At 71.0% G+C, this 15,039-nt stretch carries 13 protein-coding genes; 10 read left to right on the top strand and 3 right to left on the bottom strand.

Features of this window, described 5'->3' with window-relative positions; genetic code table 11:
• Positions 1-32: 32 nt before the first annotated feature.
• Both ACFWR9_RS27315 and ACFWR9_RS27320 read right to left on the bottom strand, forming a co-directional pair.
• Positions 33-1,643 carry an amidohydrolase family protein gene (locus ACFWR9_RS27315; protein WP_383846530.1) on the bottom strand — a complete coding sequence of 537 codons (1,611 nt, stop codon included), beginning with the start codon at positions 1,641-1,643 and terminating at the stop codon, positions 33-35.
• Positions 1,644-1,667: 24 nt separating this feature from the next.
• Complete coding sequence (locus ACFWR9_RS27320) at positions 1,668-2,963, bottom strand: alanine racemase (protein WP_383846531.1); 1,296 nt, start codon at positions 2,961-2,963, stop codon at positions 1,668-1,670.
• Positions 2,964-3,138: 175 nt separating this feature from the next.
• Here ACFWR9_RS27320 and ACFWR9_RS27325 point away from each other — a divergent pair, with 175 nt between their 5' ends.
• The 8 genes from ACFWR9_RS27325 (at position 3,139) to ACFWR9_RS27360 (ending at position 10,980) form a co-directional block, all read left to right on the top strand.
• Positions 3,139-4,179, top strand: coding sequence for a sugar kinase (locus ACFWR9_RS27325; protein ID WP_383846532.1), 1,041 nt, complete (start codon positions 3,139-3,141; stop codon positions 4,177-4,179).
• Positions 4,176-4,940 carry an IclR family transcriptional regulator gene (locus tag ACFWR9_RS27330; RefSeq protein ID WP_383846533.1) on the top strand — a complete coding sequence of 255 codons (765 nt, stop codon included), beginning with the start codon at positions 4,176-4,178 and terminating at the stop codon, positions 4,938-4,940. The genes ACFWR9_RS27325 and ACFWR9_RS27330 overlap by 4 nt, the downstream gene beginning before the upstream one ends.
• The gene (locus ACFWR9_RS27335) at positions 4,937-5,347 is read left to right on the top strand and encodes a RidA family protein (protein ID WP_114532128.1); all 411 of its coding nucleotides are present in this window, start codon (positions 4,937-4,939) and stop codon (positions 5,345-5,347) included. The genes ACFWR9_RS27330 and ACFWR9_RS27335 overlap by 4 nt, the downstream gene beginning before the upstream one ends.
• Positions 5,348-5,476: 129 nt before the next feature.
• Positions 5,477-6,955, top strand: coding sequence for a GntP family permease (locus ACFWR9_RS27340; protein WP_383846534.1), 1,479 nt, complete (start codon positions 5,477-5,479; stop codon positions 6,953-6,955).
• A gap of 64 nt (positions 6,956-7,019) precedes the next feature.
• Positions 7,020-7,748 carry a hypothetical protein gene (locus tag ACFWR9_RS27345; protein ID WP_383846535.1) on the top strand — a complete coding sequence of 243 codons (729 nt, stop codon included), beginning with the start codon at positions 7,020-7,022 and terminating at the stop codon, positions 7,746-7,748.
• Positions 7,749-7,815: 67 nt separating this feature from the next.
• Entirely contained in the window at positions 7,816-9,138 is a 1,323-nt protein-coding gene (locus ACFWR9_RS27350; RefSeq protein WP_383846536.1) for an Nramp family divalent metal transporter, read from the top strand.
• A 388-nt stretch (positions 9,139-9,526) separates the two neighbouring features.
• Positions 9,527-10,507, top strand: a complete 981-nt coding sequence (locus ACFWR9_RS27355) for a hypothetical protein (RefSeq protein WP_383846537.1) — start codon at positions 9,527-9,529, stop codon at positions 10,505-10,507.
• Entirely contained in the window at positions 10,504-10,980 is a 477-nt protein-coding gene (locus ACFWR9_RS27360; protein WP_383846538.1) for a hypothetical protein, read from the top strand. The genes ACFWR9_RS27355 and ACFWR9_RS27360 overlap by 4 nt, the downstream gene beginning before the upstream one ends.
• Before the next feature lie 321 nt (positions 10,981-11,301).
• Here the strand turns inward: ACFWR9_RS27360 and ACFWR9_RS27365 are convergent, their stop codons facing one another.
• Complete coding sequence (locus tag ACFWR9_RS27365) at positions 11,302-13,041, bottom strand: chitinase (protein WP_383846539.1); 1,740 nt, start codon at positions 13,039-13,041, stop codon at positions 11,302-11,304.
• A gap of 263 nt (positions 13,042-13,304) precedes the next feature.
• Here ACFWR9_RS27365 and ACFWR9_RS27370 point away from each other — a divergent pair, with 263 nt between their 5' ends.
• Positions 13,305-14,252 carry a hypothetical protein gene (locus ACFWR9_RS27370; protein WP_383846540.1) on the top strand — a complete coding sequence of 316 codons (948 nt, stop codon included), beginning with the start codon at positions 13,305-13,307 and terminating at the stop codon, positions 14,250-14,252.
• Between the two features lie 71 nt (positions 14,253-14,323).
• Positions 14,324-15,031 (top strand): Flp pilus assembly protein CpaB, encoded by a 708-nt coding sequence (cpaB, locus tag ACFWR9_RS27375; RefSeq protein ID WP_383846541.1) that lies wholly within the window; start codon positions 14,324-14,326, stop codon positions 15,029-15,031.
• The last annotated feature ends 8 nt before the right edge of the window (positions 15,032-15,039 follow it).

Consider the following 15,039-nt stretch of genomic DNA (forward strand, 5'->3'; position numbering starts at 1 on the left):
TTGAGACGCACGGTATGGGCGGGTTTCGTCCCTCACCGGGAACTCCGCCGCACCGACCGTCCCGCCAGCACGTCCGTCCGCCGCCCCTCCGCCATCACGAACCGCCCGTCGACCAGCACGTACGGGATGCCCGTCGGCAGCACGCGCGGGTTCTCGTAGGTGCTGCCCGCCGCGACCGTGGCCGGGTCGAAGAGCACCAGGTCCGCCCGGTACCCCTCGCGGACCAGGCCCCGGTCCGGCAGCCGCAGCCGGGCGGCCGGGCGCGAGGTGAGGTGGGCCACGCACTCCTCCAGGGGCAGCACGCCCAGCTCGCGCACGTAGTGGCCCAGGTAGTGCGGGAAGGTGCCGTAGGCGCGCGGGTGCGGCTTGCTGCCCTGGAGGATGCCGTCCGAGCCGCCGGTGTGGACGCGGTGCCGCATGATCGCGCGCACGTTCTCCTCGTGGCCGACGTGCTGGAGGATGGACGGGGCCAGCCGGTCGGCCAGCAGCAGGTTCCGGGCGACCGTCCACGGGGCCTCGCCGCGCTGGGCGGCCGACTCCATGACCGTACGGCCGACGTACTCCCCGAGCGCCGGGTCGCCGGTGCCGGAGATCTCGATCCGGTCCCACTCGATGGGCACGCCGTGGCAGCCGTCGGCGCCGATCTCCTCCATGTGGTGCCGGATGCGTTCGGCGGTGTCGTCGTCCGACAGCCGCTTCATGATCTGCTCCGGGCCGCCCTCACTCGCCCAGCTCGGCAGCATCGCCACGAGGGTGGTGCAGCCGGGGGTGTAGGGGTACGTGTCGAGCGTGATGTCGGCCCCGGCGGCCAGCGCCTCGTCGAGCAGCGTCAGCAGCTCGGGGGCCCTGCCCTTGTTCACGCCGAAGTTCATGGTGGCGTGCGCCAGGTGCAGCGGGCAGTCCGCCTCCCGAGTCAGCTCCACCATCTCCTCGTACGCCTGGAGGGCCCCGGCGCCGTAGGAGCGGTGGTGCGGGCAGTAGTAGCCGCCGTACCCGGCCACCACCCGGCACAGCTCGGTCAGCTCGGCGTCCTTCGCGTACATGCCGGGCGTGTACGTCAGCCCGGACGACATGCCGACCGCGCCCTGCTCCATGCCCTCGGCGACCAGCCGCCGCATGTGCTCCAGCTCGGCGTCGGTCGCGTCCCGGTCGTCCCAGCCGACCGCGAGAGCGCGCACCGTGCCCTGCGGGATCAGGTACGCGGCGTTCACGGCGATGCCCCGGTCGAGCCGGTCCAGGTACTCGCCGACCGACCGCCAGTCGAAGTCGATGTCGTCGCCGGCGCCGTTCCACCCGGCGATGGCGCGGCGCACCTCGCCGAGGGTGCGGTCGTCGACCGGCGCGTACGACAGCCCGTCCTGGCCGATGACCTCCAGGGTGACGCCCTGCGCGGCCTTGGCGCTGTGGTCGGGGTCCCGCAGCAGCGCCAGGTCGCTGTGGGCGTGCATGTCGATGAAGCCCGGGGCCAGGGTGAGGCCCTCGGCGTCCAGCTCCCGGCGGGCCCGGGGGCGCTGGCAGCCGGCGTCGGCCGCCTCCTTGACGATCGAGACGATCCGGCCGCCGTCGACCACGACGTCCGCGCGGTACGAGTCGGCGCCTGAGCCGTCCACGACGTCCGCGTCCCGGATGACCAGCTCTTCCATGTCCCGCTCCCCTTTCCGGAGTTTTTAGAAGAACGTGCGGATGTACTCGACGACCGTCCCGTCCGCCTCCGCGACCGGGATGAGCTGCCACTTGTCGAAGGACGTGCAGGGGTGGGACAGACCCAGGCCCAGCCAGTCCCCGACCGCCAGCTCCGCCTCCGGGGCGGTGCGCAGCCAGGCGTGCTGGTCGGACAGGCCGCTGACCGTGATGCCGGTGGCCGGGCGCTCGGGCCCGCCGTCCGCGGGGCGTACCACCTGGGCGAACGGCAGGTCGAGGTCGTACGCCGCGTCCCGCTTGCCCGCGTTGGTGAAGGCCTGCTCGGGGGAGGGGCGGGAGACCACCTGGGTCCACAGCCGGAACGCGGGTTCCAGGGTGCCCTCGGCGGGGACGCGGTTGAAGGGGGTCACCTCCCGGTAGTGCCCGTCGTCGTGGGAGACGTAGGCGCCCGAGCGCAGCAGCTTCAGTACGGGCAGGGACAGGCCGGGGACCTCGGCGAACACGTCGGCCACCGCGTCGAACCAGGCGCTGCCGCCCGCGCTCAGCACGATCTCGTCCAGGCCGCCCGCGCCGAACCGTCCGGCCTTGTCGAAGTCCACCGCCAGCGCGACCAGCCGCCGCAGCCAGGCGTGCACGCGCTCCGGGTCGGCCTCGGGCACCTCCCCCTCGTACCCGGCGACCCCGGCCAGCCGCAGGGTCCGGGTACCGGCCACCGCGTCGGCGACGGCCGCGCAGTCCGCCTCCGTGCGCGCCCCGGTCCGGGCCCCTGCACCGGCGGCCAGTTCGACCACGACGTCCACCGGGCGGGCGGCCCCCGCGTCGGTCAGCGCCGCGTCCATCAGCTCGACGCCGCGCACGGAGTCGACGTAGCAGACGAAGCGGAAGTCCGGGTCGGCGTCCAGCTCGGAAGCGATCCAGCGCAGGGCGGCGGCGTCGACCAGTTCGTTGGCGAGGAAGATCCGCCCGATGCCGAAGGCGCGCGCCACCCGCACCTGGTGCGGCACGGCCAGGGTGATGCCCCAGGCGCCGTGCTCGATCTGGCGGTGGAAGAGCTGCGGGGCCATGGAGGTCTTGCCGTGCGGCGCGAAGGCGAGGCCGTGCCGGGCCGCGTAGGTCTCCATCAGCGCGAGGTTGTGCTCCAGGCGCTCGGCGGAGAGGGCGAGCACGGGGGTGGCGAAGCCGTCGGTGAAGAGGTTGCGGCGCTGGCCGGCCAGCTCGGCGACGGTCAGGCCGTCGGCGTCCGGCGGGAGGCCCTTGAAGCGGTGGTCGACGTGCTCCTCGGCCAGACGGGCGAGGGCATCGGTGCCGGTGTCGAGGGCCATGGAGCCTCCATGAGTCGCAGTGTTGCATGCTCTGTTGCATTGTGTGCAACGGTCATTGCGTATGTCGCTTACTGGTGTCTAACATCTCGGCCAACGCGGGGTCAACGGATCCCCCGAGACCCGCGAGAGCCGTAGACCCGCAGAGCCGCAGAGCCGCAAGGGAGCCCCCACCATCGTGACCGCCACCGGACCCACCAGCACCGCCCCCGACGTCGTGGACGTCGTCGCGCTCGGCGAGTCCATGGTCACCTTCCTGCCCGCGCGGCCGGGGCGCCTCGCCGACGTCCCCTCCTTCGACCGTGCCATCGGCGGCGCCGAGTCCAACGTGGCCTGCGTGCTCGCCGCCGCCGGGCACGCCACGCGCTGGGCAGGACGGGTCGGCGCCGACGGCTTCGGCGACCACCTCGTCGAGGCCATCGGCGCCTGGGGCGTCGACGTCTCCCTCGTGCGCCGGGACCCCGACCGCCCGACCGGGATCTACTTCCGCACCGCCGGCGACCGCGCCACCGACGCCCACGAGGTGGCGTACTACCGGGCGGGCTCGGCGGCCTCCGCGATGTCCGTCCGCACCATGGACCTCGACGCGATCCGCTCCGGACGCGTCCTGCACGTGTCCGGCATCACGCCCGCGCTCTCCGCCGACTGCCTCGGCCTGATGCGCGAACTCACCGCCCGGCGCCCCGGCCGCCCCCTCGTCTCGTTCGACGTCAACCACCGCCCGGGCCTGTGGCGCGACGCCGGGGACGGCCCCGAGGTACTGCTCGAACTGGCCCGCGGCGCCGACATCGTCTTCGTCGGCGAGGACGAGGCGTGGGGCCTGGGCGGTCCCGAGGCCGTGCGCGCCGCGCTGCCCGAGCCCGGCGTCCTCGTCGTCAAACAGGGCGCGACCGGCGCCACCGCCTTCCACGGCACCGACGTCACCTCCGTCCCCGCCCTCACCGTCGACGTCGTCGCCGCCGTCGGCGCGGGCGACGCCTTCGCCGCCGGGTTCCTCTCCGCCACCCTGCGCGGACTGCCCGTGCGCGAGCGGCTGCGCCACGGCCACCTCATGGCCGCCGCCGCCCTCACCGTCCCCGGCGACCTCGCCACACCCCCCGCCCGCGACCACGCCGACCGCCTCGCCGCCCTCGACGACACCGCGTGGGGGACACTGCGACTCGGCCCCGGCTGGACCCAGGCCGGCGACAGGGCCGACGAGGAGGCACGCACACCATGAGTCAGACCGTCGACCGCGCGCTCAGCATCCTGCCGCTGCTCGCCGAGGGCCCCGCGGACCTCGGCCGGGTCGCCGACCGCCTCGGCGTGCACAAGTCCACCGCGCTGCGCCTCCTGCGCACCCTGCACGACCACGGTTTCGTCTACCGCCAGTCCGACCAGCGCTACCGCCTCGGCGCCCGGCTCATCTCCCTGGCCCAGGAGGCGATGGAGAACCTCGACGTCCGGGAGATCGCCCACCCCCACCTCGTACGCCTCAACGAGCAGGTCGGACACACCGTCCACCTCGCCGTCCACGAGGAGGGCGAGGTCCTCTACATCGACAAGGTGGAGAGCCGCTACCCGGTCCGCATGTACTCCCGGATCGGCAAGCCCGTCGCCATCACCGTCGCGGCCGTGGCCAAACTGCTCCTCGCCGACCTCCCCGAGAACGAGCGCCGAGCCGTGGTCGAAGAGCTCGACTACCCCATGTACACGGCCCGTTCGACACCGAACGCCGACGGTTTCCTCAAGGAGCTGGCCAAGGTGCGCGAACAGGGCTGGGCCACCGACCTCGGTGGCCACGAGGAGTCCATCAACTGCGTCGCCGCCCCCATCCGGGGCGCCGACGGCAGGGTGGTCGCCGCGATGTCGGTCTCCGCACCGAACGTCGTCGTCACCGCCGACGAACTCCTCACCCTGCTCCCGCTGGTGCGCCGTACGGCGGACGCCATCAGCGGCGAGTACTCCGGCAGGACCCCAGTCAAGGAAGTCACCACATGACCGACAAGATCGCCCTCACCCCGGCCACCCACACCACCCCGCCGGCGAAGTTCTCCCACGGCGTCCGCAAGGGCAACATCCTCCAGGTCGCCGGCCAGGTCGGCTTCCTTCCCCACGAGGAGGGCAAGGCCCCCACCCCGGCCGGCCCGACCCTGCGCGAGCAGACCCTCCAGACCCTCGCCAACGTCAAGGCGATCCTGGAGGAGGGCGGCGCCTCCTGGGACGACGTGATGATGATCCGCGTCTACCTCACGGACGTGGACCACTTCGCCGAGATGAACGAGATCTACAACGCGTACTTCGCGGAGCAGGGCCTCACCCAGCCGCCCGCCGCGCGCACGACCGTCTACGTCGGCCTGCCCGCGGGCCTGCTCATCGAGATCGACGCGCTCGCCGTCCTGGGCTGACCCGCACCTTCGGTCTTCCGCGTTCCCGAACCGCCTGTCGCACGGCACGGCGCTCCCCGCCCCCAGGGGGCGCCGTGCCGCGCCCCGCCCTGCCCGAAAGCACCATGTGTTTAGCCAGAGGACCCCCGAATGTCCCATGTGTCCCTCCAGCTCGCCGCCGCCGAGACCCCACCGCACACCGGCGGTCTGCTCACTCTGATCGACGGCACGGCGGGCCTGCTGACCGTCGCCGCGATCGGCATCGTGCTGCTGCTCTTCCTGATCATCAAGGTGCGGCTGCAGCCCTTCGTCGCGCTGCTCGCCGTCTCCATAGCCGTTGGCCTCCTCGCCGGCCTCTCGGTCACGGAACTCTTCGGCACCGTCCAGAAGTCGGACGCCGTCTCCACCATCGAGTCCGGCATGGGCGGCATCCTCGGGCATGTCGCCATCATCGTCGGCCTGGGCACCATGCTCGGCGCGATCCTCGAAGTCAGCGGCGGCGCCGAGGTGCTGGCCTCCCGCCTGCTCGGCCTCTTCGGCGAGAAGCGCGCCCCGCTCGCGATGGGCCTCACCGGCCTGATCTTCGGCATCCCGGTCTTCTTCGACGTGGGCATCTTCGTCCTCGCGCCCATCGTCTACGCCGCCGCCAAGCGCTCCGGCAAGTCGGTCCTGCTCTACTGCCTGCCGCTGCTGGCCGGCCTCTCCATGACCCACGCCTTCCTGCCACCGCACCCCGGCCCGGTGGCCGCCGCCGGACTGCTCAACGTGGACCTGGGCTGGGTCATCCTCATGGGCATCGTCTGCGGCATCCCCGCGGTACTCGCCGCCTGGGTGTTCTCCGCCTGGATCGGCCGCCGCATCTTCGTCGCCGTACCGCAGGACATGGTCGAGGCGGCCGACGAGGCCAAGCAGGCCGTCATCGCCGAGCAGCGCGAGTCCGGCGTCGCCCCGCACGAGAGCCCGGTCGCGCTCGGCACGGTCATCGGCATCATCGGCACCCCGCTGGTGCTGATCCTCGCCGCGACCTTCTCCTCCATCGCCCTGGACCCGTCCACGCTCCGCTCGGTGATCGAGTTCTTCGGCAGCCCCTTCGTGGCTCTGACCATCGCCCTGCTCCTCGCCTACTACCTGCTCGGCATCCGGCGCGGCTGGTCCCGCAAGTCCCTGGAGACCGTCTCGACGGCCTCGCTGAAGCCGGTCGGCAACATCCTGCTGGTCGTCGGCGCGGGCGGGGTCTTCGGCGCCGTCCTCAAGGGCAGCGGCGTCGCCCAGGCCCTCTCCGACACCTTCAACGACGTCGGCCTCCCGGTGATCGTCCTCTCGTACCTGATCTCCCTGGTGCTGCGGGTCGCCCAGGGCTCGGCGACGGTGGCCATCGTCACGACGGCGGGCATCGTGGCGCCGCTGCTCGCGGAGGGCGACCACTCGCAGGCGTTCGTCGCCCTGGTCATCATGGCCATCTCGGCGGGCTCGATCTTCGCCTCGCACGTCAACGACGGCGGCTTCTGGATGGTGGCCAAGTACTTCGGCATCAGCGAACGGGACACCCTGAAGACGTGGACCGTCCTGGAGAGCGTGCTGTCGCTGGCGGGCTTCGCGGTCGCGGCGGTACTGAGCCTGTTCGTGTAGGCGTCTGATAACGAAGTTGGGGCCGACTGTCTCCGGCACAGGTTTGTCGACCATACTGCCCAATGTGGAGCAGCGCAGAGGATCGAGCAGCCAGCCCCTGGAAGGCGCCGGATTCGACCCGGCATTCATCCCCGGGCTCACCGCGCCCGTGTCCGGTGAGCCGGAGGACGTGAGACGCGACAAGACGGACGCGGGCGCGGGCGCGGGCGCGGAGACCGAGGTGGAGGCGGACGGCGTCACGGACGCCGTACCGCCCGCCCGGGAGTCCGCCGAGGAGTCCGCGGAACCCGGCGAGGAGGCGGCGGCCCCCGTGGACGGCCCCGTCTTCGAGGCCGCCGACCGCCGCGCCCGGATCATCGCGGACCACAAGGGCGTACGTCTCTCCCTCGACGACCAGAGTTGCGAGTTCCGCTGGGACGAGGTCGGAGCCGTGGAGACCGAGACGGGCCGCTTCGGCAAGCGGTTCACCGTCACGGTGCACACGTCGGACCGCCGCTGGTACCCGATCGAGATCGAGGCGACGTCCCGGAGCCGGTTCGCGGAGTGGGAGTCCGCCCTGGACGAGGTCCTGGACGCGTATTTCGAGGACGACGAGGCGGAGGACGAGGCCGAGGCCGATCCCGAGTCCGAGGCGAAGGAGGACGCCGAGCCGGACGCGAAGTCCGAGGCGAAGGCCGCCCCGAAGCCCGGCGCGACGTCGCTCTCCAAGTCCGACGGGAAGTCCGACGGGAAGTCCGACGGGAAGTCCGACGGAAAGTCCGACGGGAAGCCCGCGGCGGACGCCGAGGAGTAAGCGCATCGGGTGAAGATCCGCGCACGCCCTCTTGTCCGACCGGCGACCATGAGCTTTCTTGACCTTCATGGCGGACATCACGGGCAACACCAGAGACACAGGCGCGGCGGGCGGGACCGACTCGGCCCCCCGTAAGTCCAGTTGGCGCTACATCGGCCCCGGCATCGTCGTCGCGGCGACCGGGGTCGGCGCCGGCGACCTCGTGGCCACCCTGATCGCGGGCAGCAACTTCGGCTACACGCTGCTGTGGGCCGCGGTCATCGGCTGCCTGGTCAAGATCTCCCTGGCCGAGGCGTGCGGCCGGTGGCACCTGTCCACCGGGACCACGATCTTCGAGGGCTGGGCGAGCCTCGGCCGCTGGACGACGTGGTTCTTCGCGATATACACCGTGATCTGGGGCTTCGTCTACGGCGCGGCCGCGATGTCGTCCAGTGCCCTGCCGCTCCAAGCCCTCTTCCCGGGCGTGATGGACCTCGAATGGTGGGGCATCGCCTGCGGTCTGGTGGGACTGGTCTTCGTCTGGTTCAACAAGTACAACGTGTTCGAGAAGGTCATGACGGTCCTGGTGGGCGTCATGTTCGTCGTGACCGTCTACCTGGCGATCCGCGTCACCCCCAACCTCGGCGACGCCTTCGCCGGCCTCCTCCCGGTCCTCCCGGACGAGAAGGACTCGGTCCTCAACACCCTCGGCCTGATCGGCGGCGTGGGCGGCACCATCACGCTGGCCGCGTACGGCTACTGGGTCAACGCCAAGGGCTGGACCAACACCGGCTGGATGAAGGTCATGCGCCTGGACAACCGGGTCGCGTACGCCACGACGGGCATCTTCGTCATCGCCATGCTCTTCGTCGGCGCGGAACTGCTGCACTCGGCGAACGTCGCGATCGCGAGCGGCGACAAGGGCCTGATCCAGCTCGGCGACATCCTGGAGCAGGAGTACGGCACGGCCACGGGCAAGCTCTTCCTGATCGGCTTCTTCGCCACCTCCTTCACCTCCCTGATCGGCGTCTGGCACGGCGTGAGCCTGATGTTCGCCGACTTCCTGGCCCGGCAGCGGGGCGAGCGCGAGGCACGCGGCGACGAACTGGCCTCGGGCCGCCGCGAACGCTCCTGGCCGTTCCGCGCATACCTGCTCTGGCTCACTTTCCCGCCCATCGTCCTGCTCTTCCAGGACGAGCCCTTCCGCCTGATCATCATCTACGGCGTCCTGGGCGCCGCCTTCATGCCCTTCCTCGCCCTGACCCTGCTGTGGCTGCTCAACTCCACCCGCACACCCCGCGAGTGGCGCAACGGCTGGCTGAGCAACGGCATGCTCGCCGTCGCCGGGCTGCTGTTCCTGGTCCTGTGCGTGAAGCAGATCTGGGACCAGCCGTGGTCGGAGTTCTTCTAGGCAGCCGGCCGCTTCCTCACGTACTGCCCCGAAGTCCTCCCCATGCTGCCCCCGGGTACCTGGCCGTGCCGCCAAGTAGCGCGTACATAGGATGCATTGCACTCTCGCGTGGTGAGGATCTATGTACGCTCATGGCAAGGCTGGAAGGTCCAACGCCGGTCAAGACCGCACGACGGACCGCGCCTCCGCGGGCAGAGCGGGCGCTCCGCTCCGTGGCCTGCCCGCGTTGCAGAGCGCCGCGGGCAACGCCGCAGTCGTACAGAGGCTTCGCCAGGAGGGACATTCCTGGGCTCAGGCGGAGCACCGGCACGGCGCGGGTTGCGGTCACGGCATCGTGCAGCGAGCGCCCGCGGTCCGGGTCGTCCAGCGGGCGCCCGCGGAGCGCACGGTGTCCGCCACGGCCAAGGCCCGCCTCGGGAAGGCGACTGCCGCGGTCAACTACGTGAAGTCGGATGCCATCCAGAATTCCGGGAATCAGCAGGACCCCCTGGCTTCGACCTTGTTCAACTCGGCCATGCGCATGGCGGTCATGCGTGAGAACGCCTTCTGGGACCTGAGCCGGGTCCTTGGTCAGCCCAGCCCCAGCGACCTGACCGCGGCGAAGGCGGGCTGGGCGCACGGCGGCAACTGCGGCGAGAACGCCGCGGTCGCGTTCGCGTACCTGCGTAAGTTCGCACCGGGCCAGCACCTCCGCAAGGCATCGACAGCCGGTCTCGACCACGCCTTCGTTCTCATCGGATCCAACAACGAGCAGGATCACGAGTGGGCCGTCGCGGACCCGTGGCCCACCAAGGCGAAGGCGTGCCTGTGGGACGAGCACTTCGCCTACACCGACGACCGGTCGAAGATCAACGTGGATGAGGAGATGGACGCGGACGGCGCCGACACCGTCAACGTCCTCCAAGGTCTGATCGGACTCAACGCGGCTGGTGCAAAGGTCGCCAAGTGGAGCCTGAACGACTTCAAGGGGCAGACGCTCGACTCGCTGGGGGCCAAGCTGGGGCAGGCCGGCATAGCCCTGGACGCCTCAGTCGACAAGGGCGAGGCGGTGTTGAAGGGCCTGCAGCAGGTCGCCACTTCGAAACTGTCCGACGTGCTTGCCTGGTCGGACGACCAGCTGTGGCTGTGGTGTGTCAGTCAGGTGGAGCGCCCGGTGCTGGACAAGGTGCTGAAGGCGGGAGACGCGAAGCCGGAGATGGTCCATGATGGAATCAACGAAGCGCGCAGAGCCGCGGGCGGCAAGCACTGGGTCTGGAATCACCCGGACACCACCCGCGAGGGTGCCGAGCGCACTCACGTGACGGGCGCCTCGGGTGTGACGGCGGCGGCACCCGTGACGGCCGATGACGACGCGATGGATATCTCGTGACCATGCCGATGCCCGAGTCCCAGCCCCCTCGGACCTTCGTCCCCGGACCACCGGTCTCTCCCTCCGGCCCCCTGCTGGGCTGGCTCAACGAGGCCGCGGACACCACTCCCCAGCGACTCGTACGGCTGCCGGTGGTCATGCGTTTCGACCCGAAGCGCCTGGGGATCATCGCCGGCGCGGTCGGGATCGACCCGGATGACGAAGGCGACCGCGATGTCATCCGGCTCACGCTGAACGACCGTGCCATGGGAGTGCCGCTGGCCGACCGGGTCCGTGCGCACTGCCCCACCGGCGAGGACACTTGCGCGGTCTGGCTCGACGGCTACTGGGGTCTGCCGAGCGGCGCCTTCTCCCAGGAGGGGCAGCCGGACCCCGAAGGCGGGGTCCGGGCCGTGTTCTCACCGGTGAGCGTGGGCTGCGCCGTCACCGCCGGGCAGCGCCCGGAGGACGTCCGGGCCCTCATCGAACAGTAGCCACGTCGCGACACCCGGCGCCCTACCGCAGCCACAGCCTGCGACACCCGCCGCCGCGCAGCGCTCCGCGTCCTGGCCTGCGTATGCCGCGCCTGCGACGGCACACGGGGCTTCGGCGAGGCGAGGGAGCAGGGCGGCAGCACGCGGATGTGGGCGACACTGCCGAGGGCGAGCGCGGCGGCGTACGGGGCGCCTTGACGACGTAGTCACTTCGCATAGGCCGTCGGCGCGGGACGGGCCTCCCGTCCTGCCGCAGGGGCGCGGCAAGTGGAAGGCCCCTGACGCACCGTGCGCCAGGGGCTCGAGCCGGATCAGCCGCCCCTACGGGAGGCCGTGTACGTGCGCCCCCACCGCACTCGACCACGCGTTGCCCGCCGTCGCGTCCCAGTTCGTGGACCAGGTCATCGCGCCGCGCAGCGCGGGGTACGTCTTCGACGGCTTGAAGGAGCCGCAGTTGGTCGCCTTGGTGAGGCAGTCCAGGGCGGCGTTGACCACCGACGGGGCGACGTAGCCGCCGCCCGCCGCGCGGGTGGAGGCCGGGAGGCCCAGGCCGACCTGGGACGGGTCGAGGCCGCCCTCCAGCTGGATGCAGGCCAGCGCGGTGAGGAAGTCCACCGTGCCCTGGGCGTAGACCTTGCCGTCGCAGCCCAGCATCGTGCCGCTGTTGTAGTACTGCATGTTGACGACCGTGAGGATGTCCTTCACGTTCAGCGCCGTACGGAAGTAGGAGCCCGAGGTGGACTGCATGTCGATCGTCTGCGGGGCCATCGTCAGGATCATGTCCGGGCCCGCCTTCGCCGACAGCGCGCGCAGGGCCTGCGTCATGTAGGTCGCGTTGAGACCGTTCTCCAGGTCGATGTCGACGCCGTCGAAACCGGACTCCTGCATCACGGCGTACACCGAGTTCGCGAAGTTGGTCGCGGAGGTGGAGTCGTTCACCGAGACGGTGCCCTTCTCGCCGCCCACCGAGATGATGACCTTCTTCCCGGCGGCCTGCTTCGCGCGGACGTCCGCCTTGAACTGGTCGACCGTGTAGCCGCCGAGCCCGGCCGAGTCGAGGTTGAAGGTCACCGCGCCCGGCGTCGTGGTCGCGTCGGCGAAGGCCACCGCGATGATGTCGTACGCGGCCGGCACGTCGGAGATCTTCTGGACCGTCGCCCCGTTGTTGAAGTTCTGCCAGTAGCCGGTCACCGCGTGCTTGGGCAGGTCGCCGCCCCCGCCGCCGCCCTGCTCCGTGGTGCGGGCCGTCACCGCCGCCGACTTCGCGGACTCACCGGCCGCGTTGGTCGCCGTGACCTGGAAGGAGTACGACGTCGAGGCCGCGAGGCCGGTCACCGTCGCCGACGTGCCGGTCACCGCCGTCACCTTCGTACCGCCGCGGTAGATGTTGTACCCGGTGGCGCCCGACACCGCGTTCCAGGCCAGCGACGCCGTCGAGGACGTCGTACCGGAGACGCTCAGGCCCGCCGGGGCCGACGGGACCGTGGGGTCGGGGTCCGTGCCGCCGCCTCCGTCGGGGCCGAAGACGGACAGGTCGTCCACGTGGTAGGCCGACTGCCCGTACCAGCCGTGCGTGTACACCGAGACCGAGGTCGTCGAGGAGCCGGTGGTGAAGCTCGTCGTCAGCTGCTTCCAGGAGGACGAGTCCGGGGTCCAGGTGGACACGTCCGTCGTGCCCGTGCCGGTCACGCCCAGGTAGGAGTACCCGCCCTGCACCCACGCGGTCAGTCTGTACGTCGAGTTGGGCTTGACCGCGACGGTCTGCGCACAGCGGGCGTTGTCCTGCCCGGCCGGCGTGGCCTTCAGTGCGGCGGAGCCCGTGCGTGCGGGGGAGGAGACGGTCGTACCGCTGTTCGCGGAGCAGGTCCAGTTGGACAGTCCGGCCTCGAAGCCGGCGTTCTTCGCGTTGTTGACGTCGGCGGCGGACGCCTGGCCGACGGCCGTGACCGAGAGGGCGAGCGCGGCGGTGACGGCTCCCGCCCAGAACCTCGTCCGTCTGCCGAGCCGTCTGCCGAGCCGTCTGCCGGGCCGTCTGCCGAGCGGTCTGCGTACGGGCTCCACTGGGGCCTCCGGTGGGGGAGTGGGGACGTTGATGTACAAGTTGGTCCAGACCAATTGAGGTGTCAAGAGGTAGGTCCGGACCAGCCTCGTCGCCTCGCGAAAATGCTCAACCTGCCCCGTTTTGCCGCACCTTGTGCAACATAAGTTGTTCCACAGCTGGAGAAACGCTGTTCTCCGGTCACAGACGCGTGGATACAGTGCTCGGGTAGTCACGCAGTGAAGTCATCCGGGTGTGCCGGGGCAACGCCGGCGGACCGACGGGCATGGGAGACGGGGAGCCGCGCGTGCCAACTGCCATTGCCGTGACCAGTGCCGACATGGCACTGCCGCCGCAGGACGAACGGACCCTGCCCGCGCTCGTGCTCCAGGACGTCGACCAGCGTCCCCTGGCGCACGTGCTGGCCGAGTTCCAGTCCCTCCTCGACCAGCACGGGCACGTCATCGTGGTGTGCTCGCAGGCCGCCCCGGCGGGTGTGGAGCGACGGCTGCACACCGTCCGCGGCCTTCTGGAGAGCGACCGCATCGCCCTGTTCCGGCCGTCCCTGCCACCACTCGGACTCGCCGTGCTGGCACGGCAGTTGCGCCAGCTGGCCTCCTGCGACCTCAGCCCCGGCGTCCTCGCCTCGGCCGGCCGCCTCCTCACCCACTACATCCACGCCGGCGCCCTGCTCGGCTCCGTCGCCCGGCTCGACCACGTCCCGGTGGGCCTGAAGACGCACGCCAGATCCTGGATGCCGGGCAGCCAGTTCGGGGTCGTCGCCCACCCCGTGCCGCAACTGGTGAAGATCGGACCCGAAGCGGGCCTGGACGGACCCGAGTTCGGCACCTGGCTCCTGGTCGCCAAGGGGCAGCACCCCGCCGACTGGGTCACCGGCACCCTCGCCCCGTCCTGGCGCGTGCAGGGCCTGCGCGAGATGCCGCTGCCCGCCGAGTCGCCCGGCTGGTGGGGGACCGGCCGGCTGACCGAGTTCTGCGCCTACCTGCCCGACCTCTCGGTCCTCTACCAACTGGTCACCTCGGTGCGGCAGAGCGTCTGCCACTGGTGCGGTATCGACGTCATCGGCGATCGCTGCGTGTTCTGCTCGGCCACGCCGCCGGTCTACGACGCCCCCGGCGCCAAGGCCCTGGGCCGCCGCACCGATCCCGCCCTCGGCCACCGCCGCGATCCCGCCCTCGGCCGCCGCCGTGAGAGACGGGCCCTCACCGGGTAGGTCCCCAGCGCTCCGTCCGCACCGCCATCCGATCCGGTCCGACCGATTCCCCCAATGAGGTTGCACGGCCCATGAACTCCCGTCAGCGCCGCGGCATCATCCTGCTGATCCTTTCCGTCCTCTGTGCCCTCGGCGCGTTCGCCGGCGTGCTGTCCGTCGTCAACGACGTGAAGTCCAAGGTCGGACCGGAGGTCGCCGCGTACCGGCTCAAGTCGGACGTGGAGCCCTACACGCCGCTGGGCGAGGGGCAGTTCGAGAAGATCCAGATGCCGGAGCGCTGGCTGTCGAAGAACGCCGTCACCGACCTCGCCCAGGTCCGCGGCAAGATCGCCGTGACGAAGCTCAAGGCGGGCTCGCTGCTCCAGACCGACATGATCGTCGACCAGCCCGCCCTGCGGCCCGGGCAGCAGGAGGTCGCCATCATGATCGACGCGGCCACCGGTGTGGCCGGCAAGATCACGCCGGGCTCCGCCGTCAACGTGTACGCCACCTTCGAGGGCGCGCGTGAGGGCGACCCCGCCCAGTCCAAGATCATCGTCACCAACGCCCGGGTCATCGACGTCGGCGAACTCACCTCGCTGGAGCCCGACGAGAACAGCCGCGACCGGGAGCCCACCGACGCCGTCCCCATCACCTTCGCACTGTCCACCATCGACGCCCAGCGCATCACCTACGCCGAGTCGTTCGCCCAGCGCGTCCGCCTCGCGCTGATCGCGCCCGGCAGCGACACCACGGTCCCCGACAAGGACCGGACGTACGAACTCGCGAAGGACAAGTGAGAGCCCGT

It is taken from the genome of Streptomyces sp. NPDC058534, assembly GCF_042717365.1.
Lineage (GTDB): Bacteria > Actinomycetota > Actinomycetes > Streptomycetales > Streptomycetaceae > Streptomyces.

Excerpts from the sequence above, each read along its gene's own strand:
- ACFWR9_RS27315 (WP_383846530.1), bottom strand. The coding sequence starts at position 1,643 with ATGGAAGAGCTGGTCATCCGGGACGCGGACGTCGTGGACGGCTCAGGC.
- ACFWR9_RS27320 (WP_383846531.1), bottom strand. The coding sequence starts at position 2,963 with ATGGCCCTCGACACCGGCACCGATGCCCTCGCCCGTCTGGCCGAGGAG.
- ACFWR9_RS27330 (WP_383846533.1), top strand. The coding sequence starts at position 4,176 with ATGAGTCAGACCGTCGACCGCGCGCTCAGCATCCTGCCGCTGCTCGCC.
- ACFWR9_RS27335 (WP_114532128.1), top strand. The coding sequence starts at position 4,937 with ATGACCGACAAGATCGCCCTCACCCCGGCCACCCACACCACCCCGCCG.
- ACFWR9_RS27340 (WP_383846534.1), top strand. The coding sequence starts at position 5,477 with ATGTCCCATGTGTCCCTCCAGCTCGCCGCCGCCGAGACCCCACCGCAC.
- ACFWR9_RS27350 (WP_383846536.1), top strand. The coding sequence starts at position 7,816 with ATGGCGGACATCACGGGCAACACCAGAGACACAGGCGCGGCGGGCGGG.
- ACFWR9_RS27370 (WP_383846540.1), top strand. The coding sequence starts at position 13,305 with ATGGGAGACGGGGAGCCGCGCGTGCCAACTGCCATTGCCGTGACCAGT.
- cpaB (WP_383846541.1), top strand. The coding sequence starts at position 14,324 with ATGAACTCCCGTCAGCGCCGCGGCATCATCCTGCTGATCCTTTCCGTC.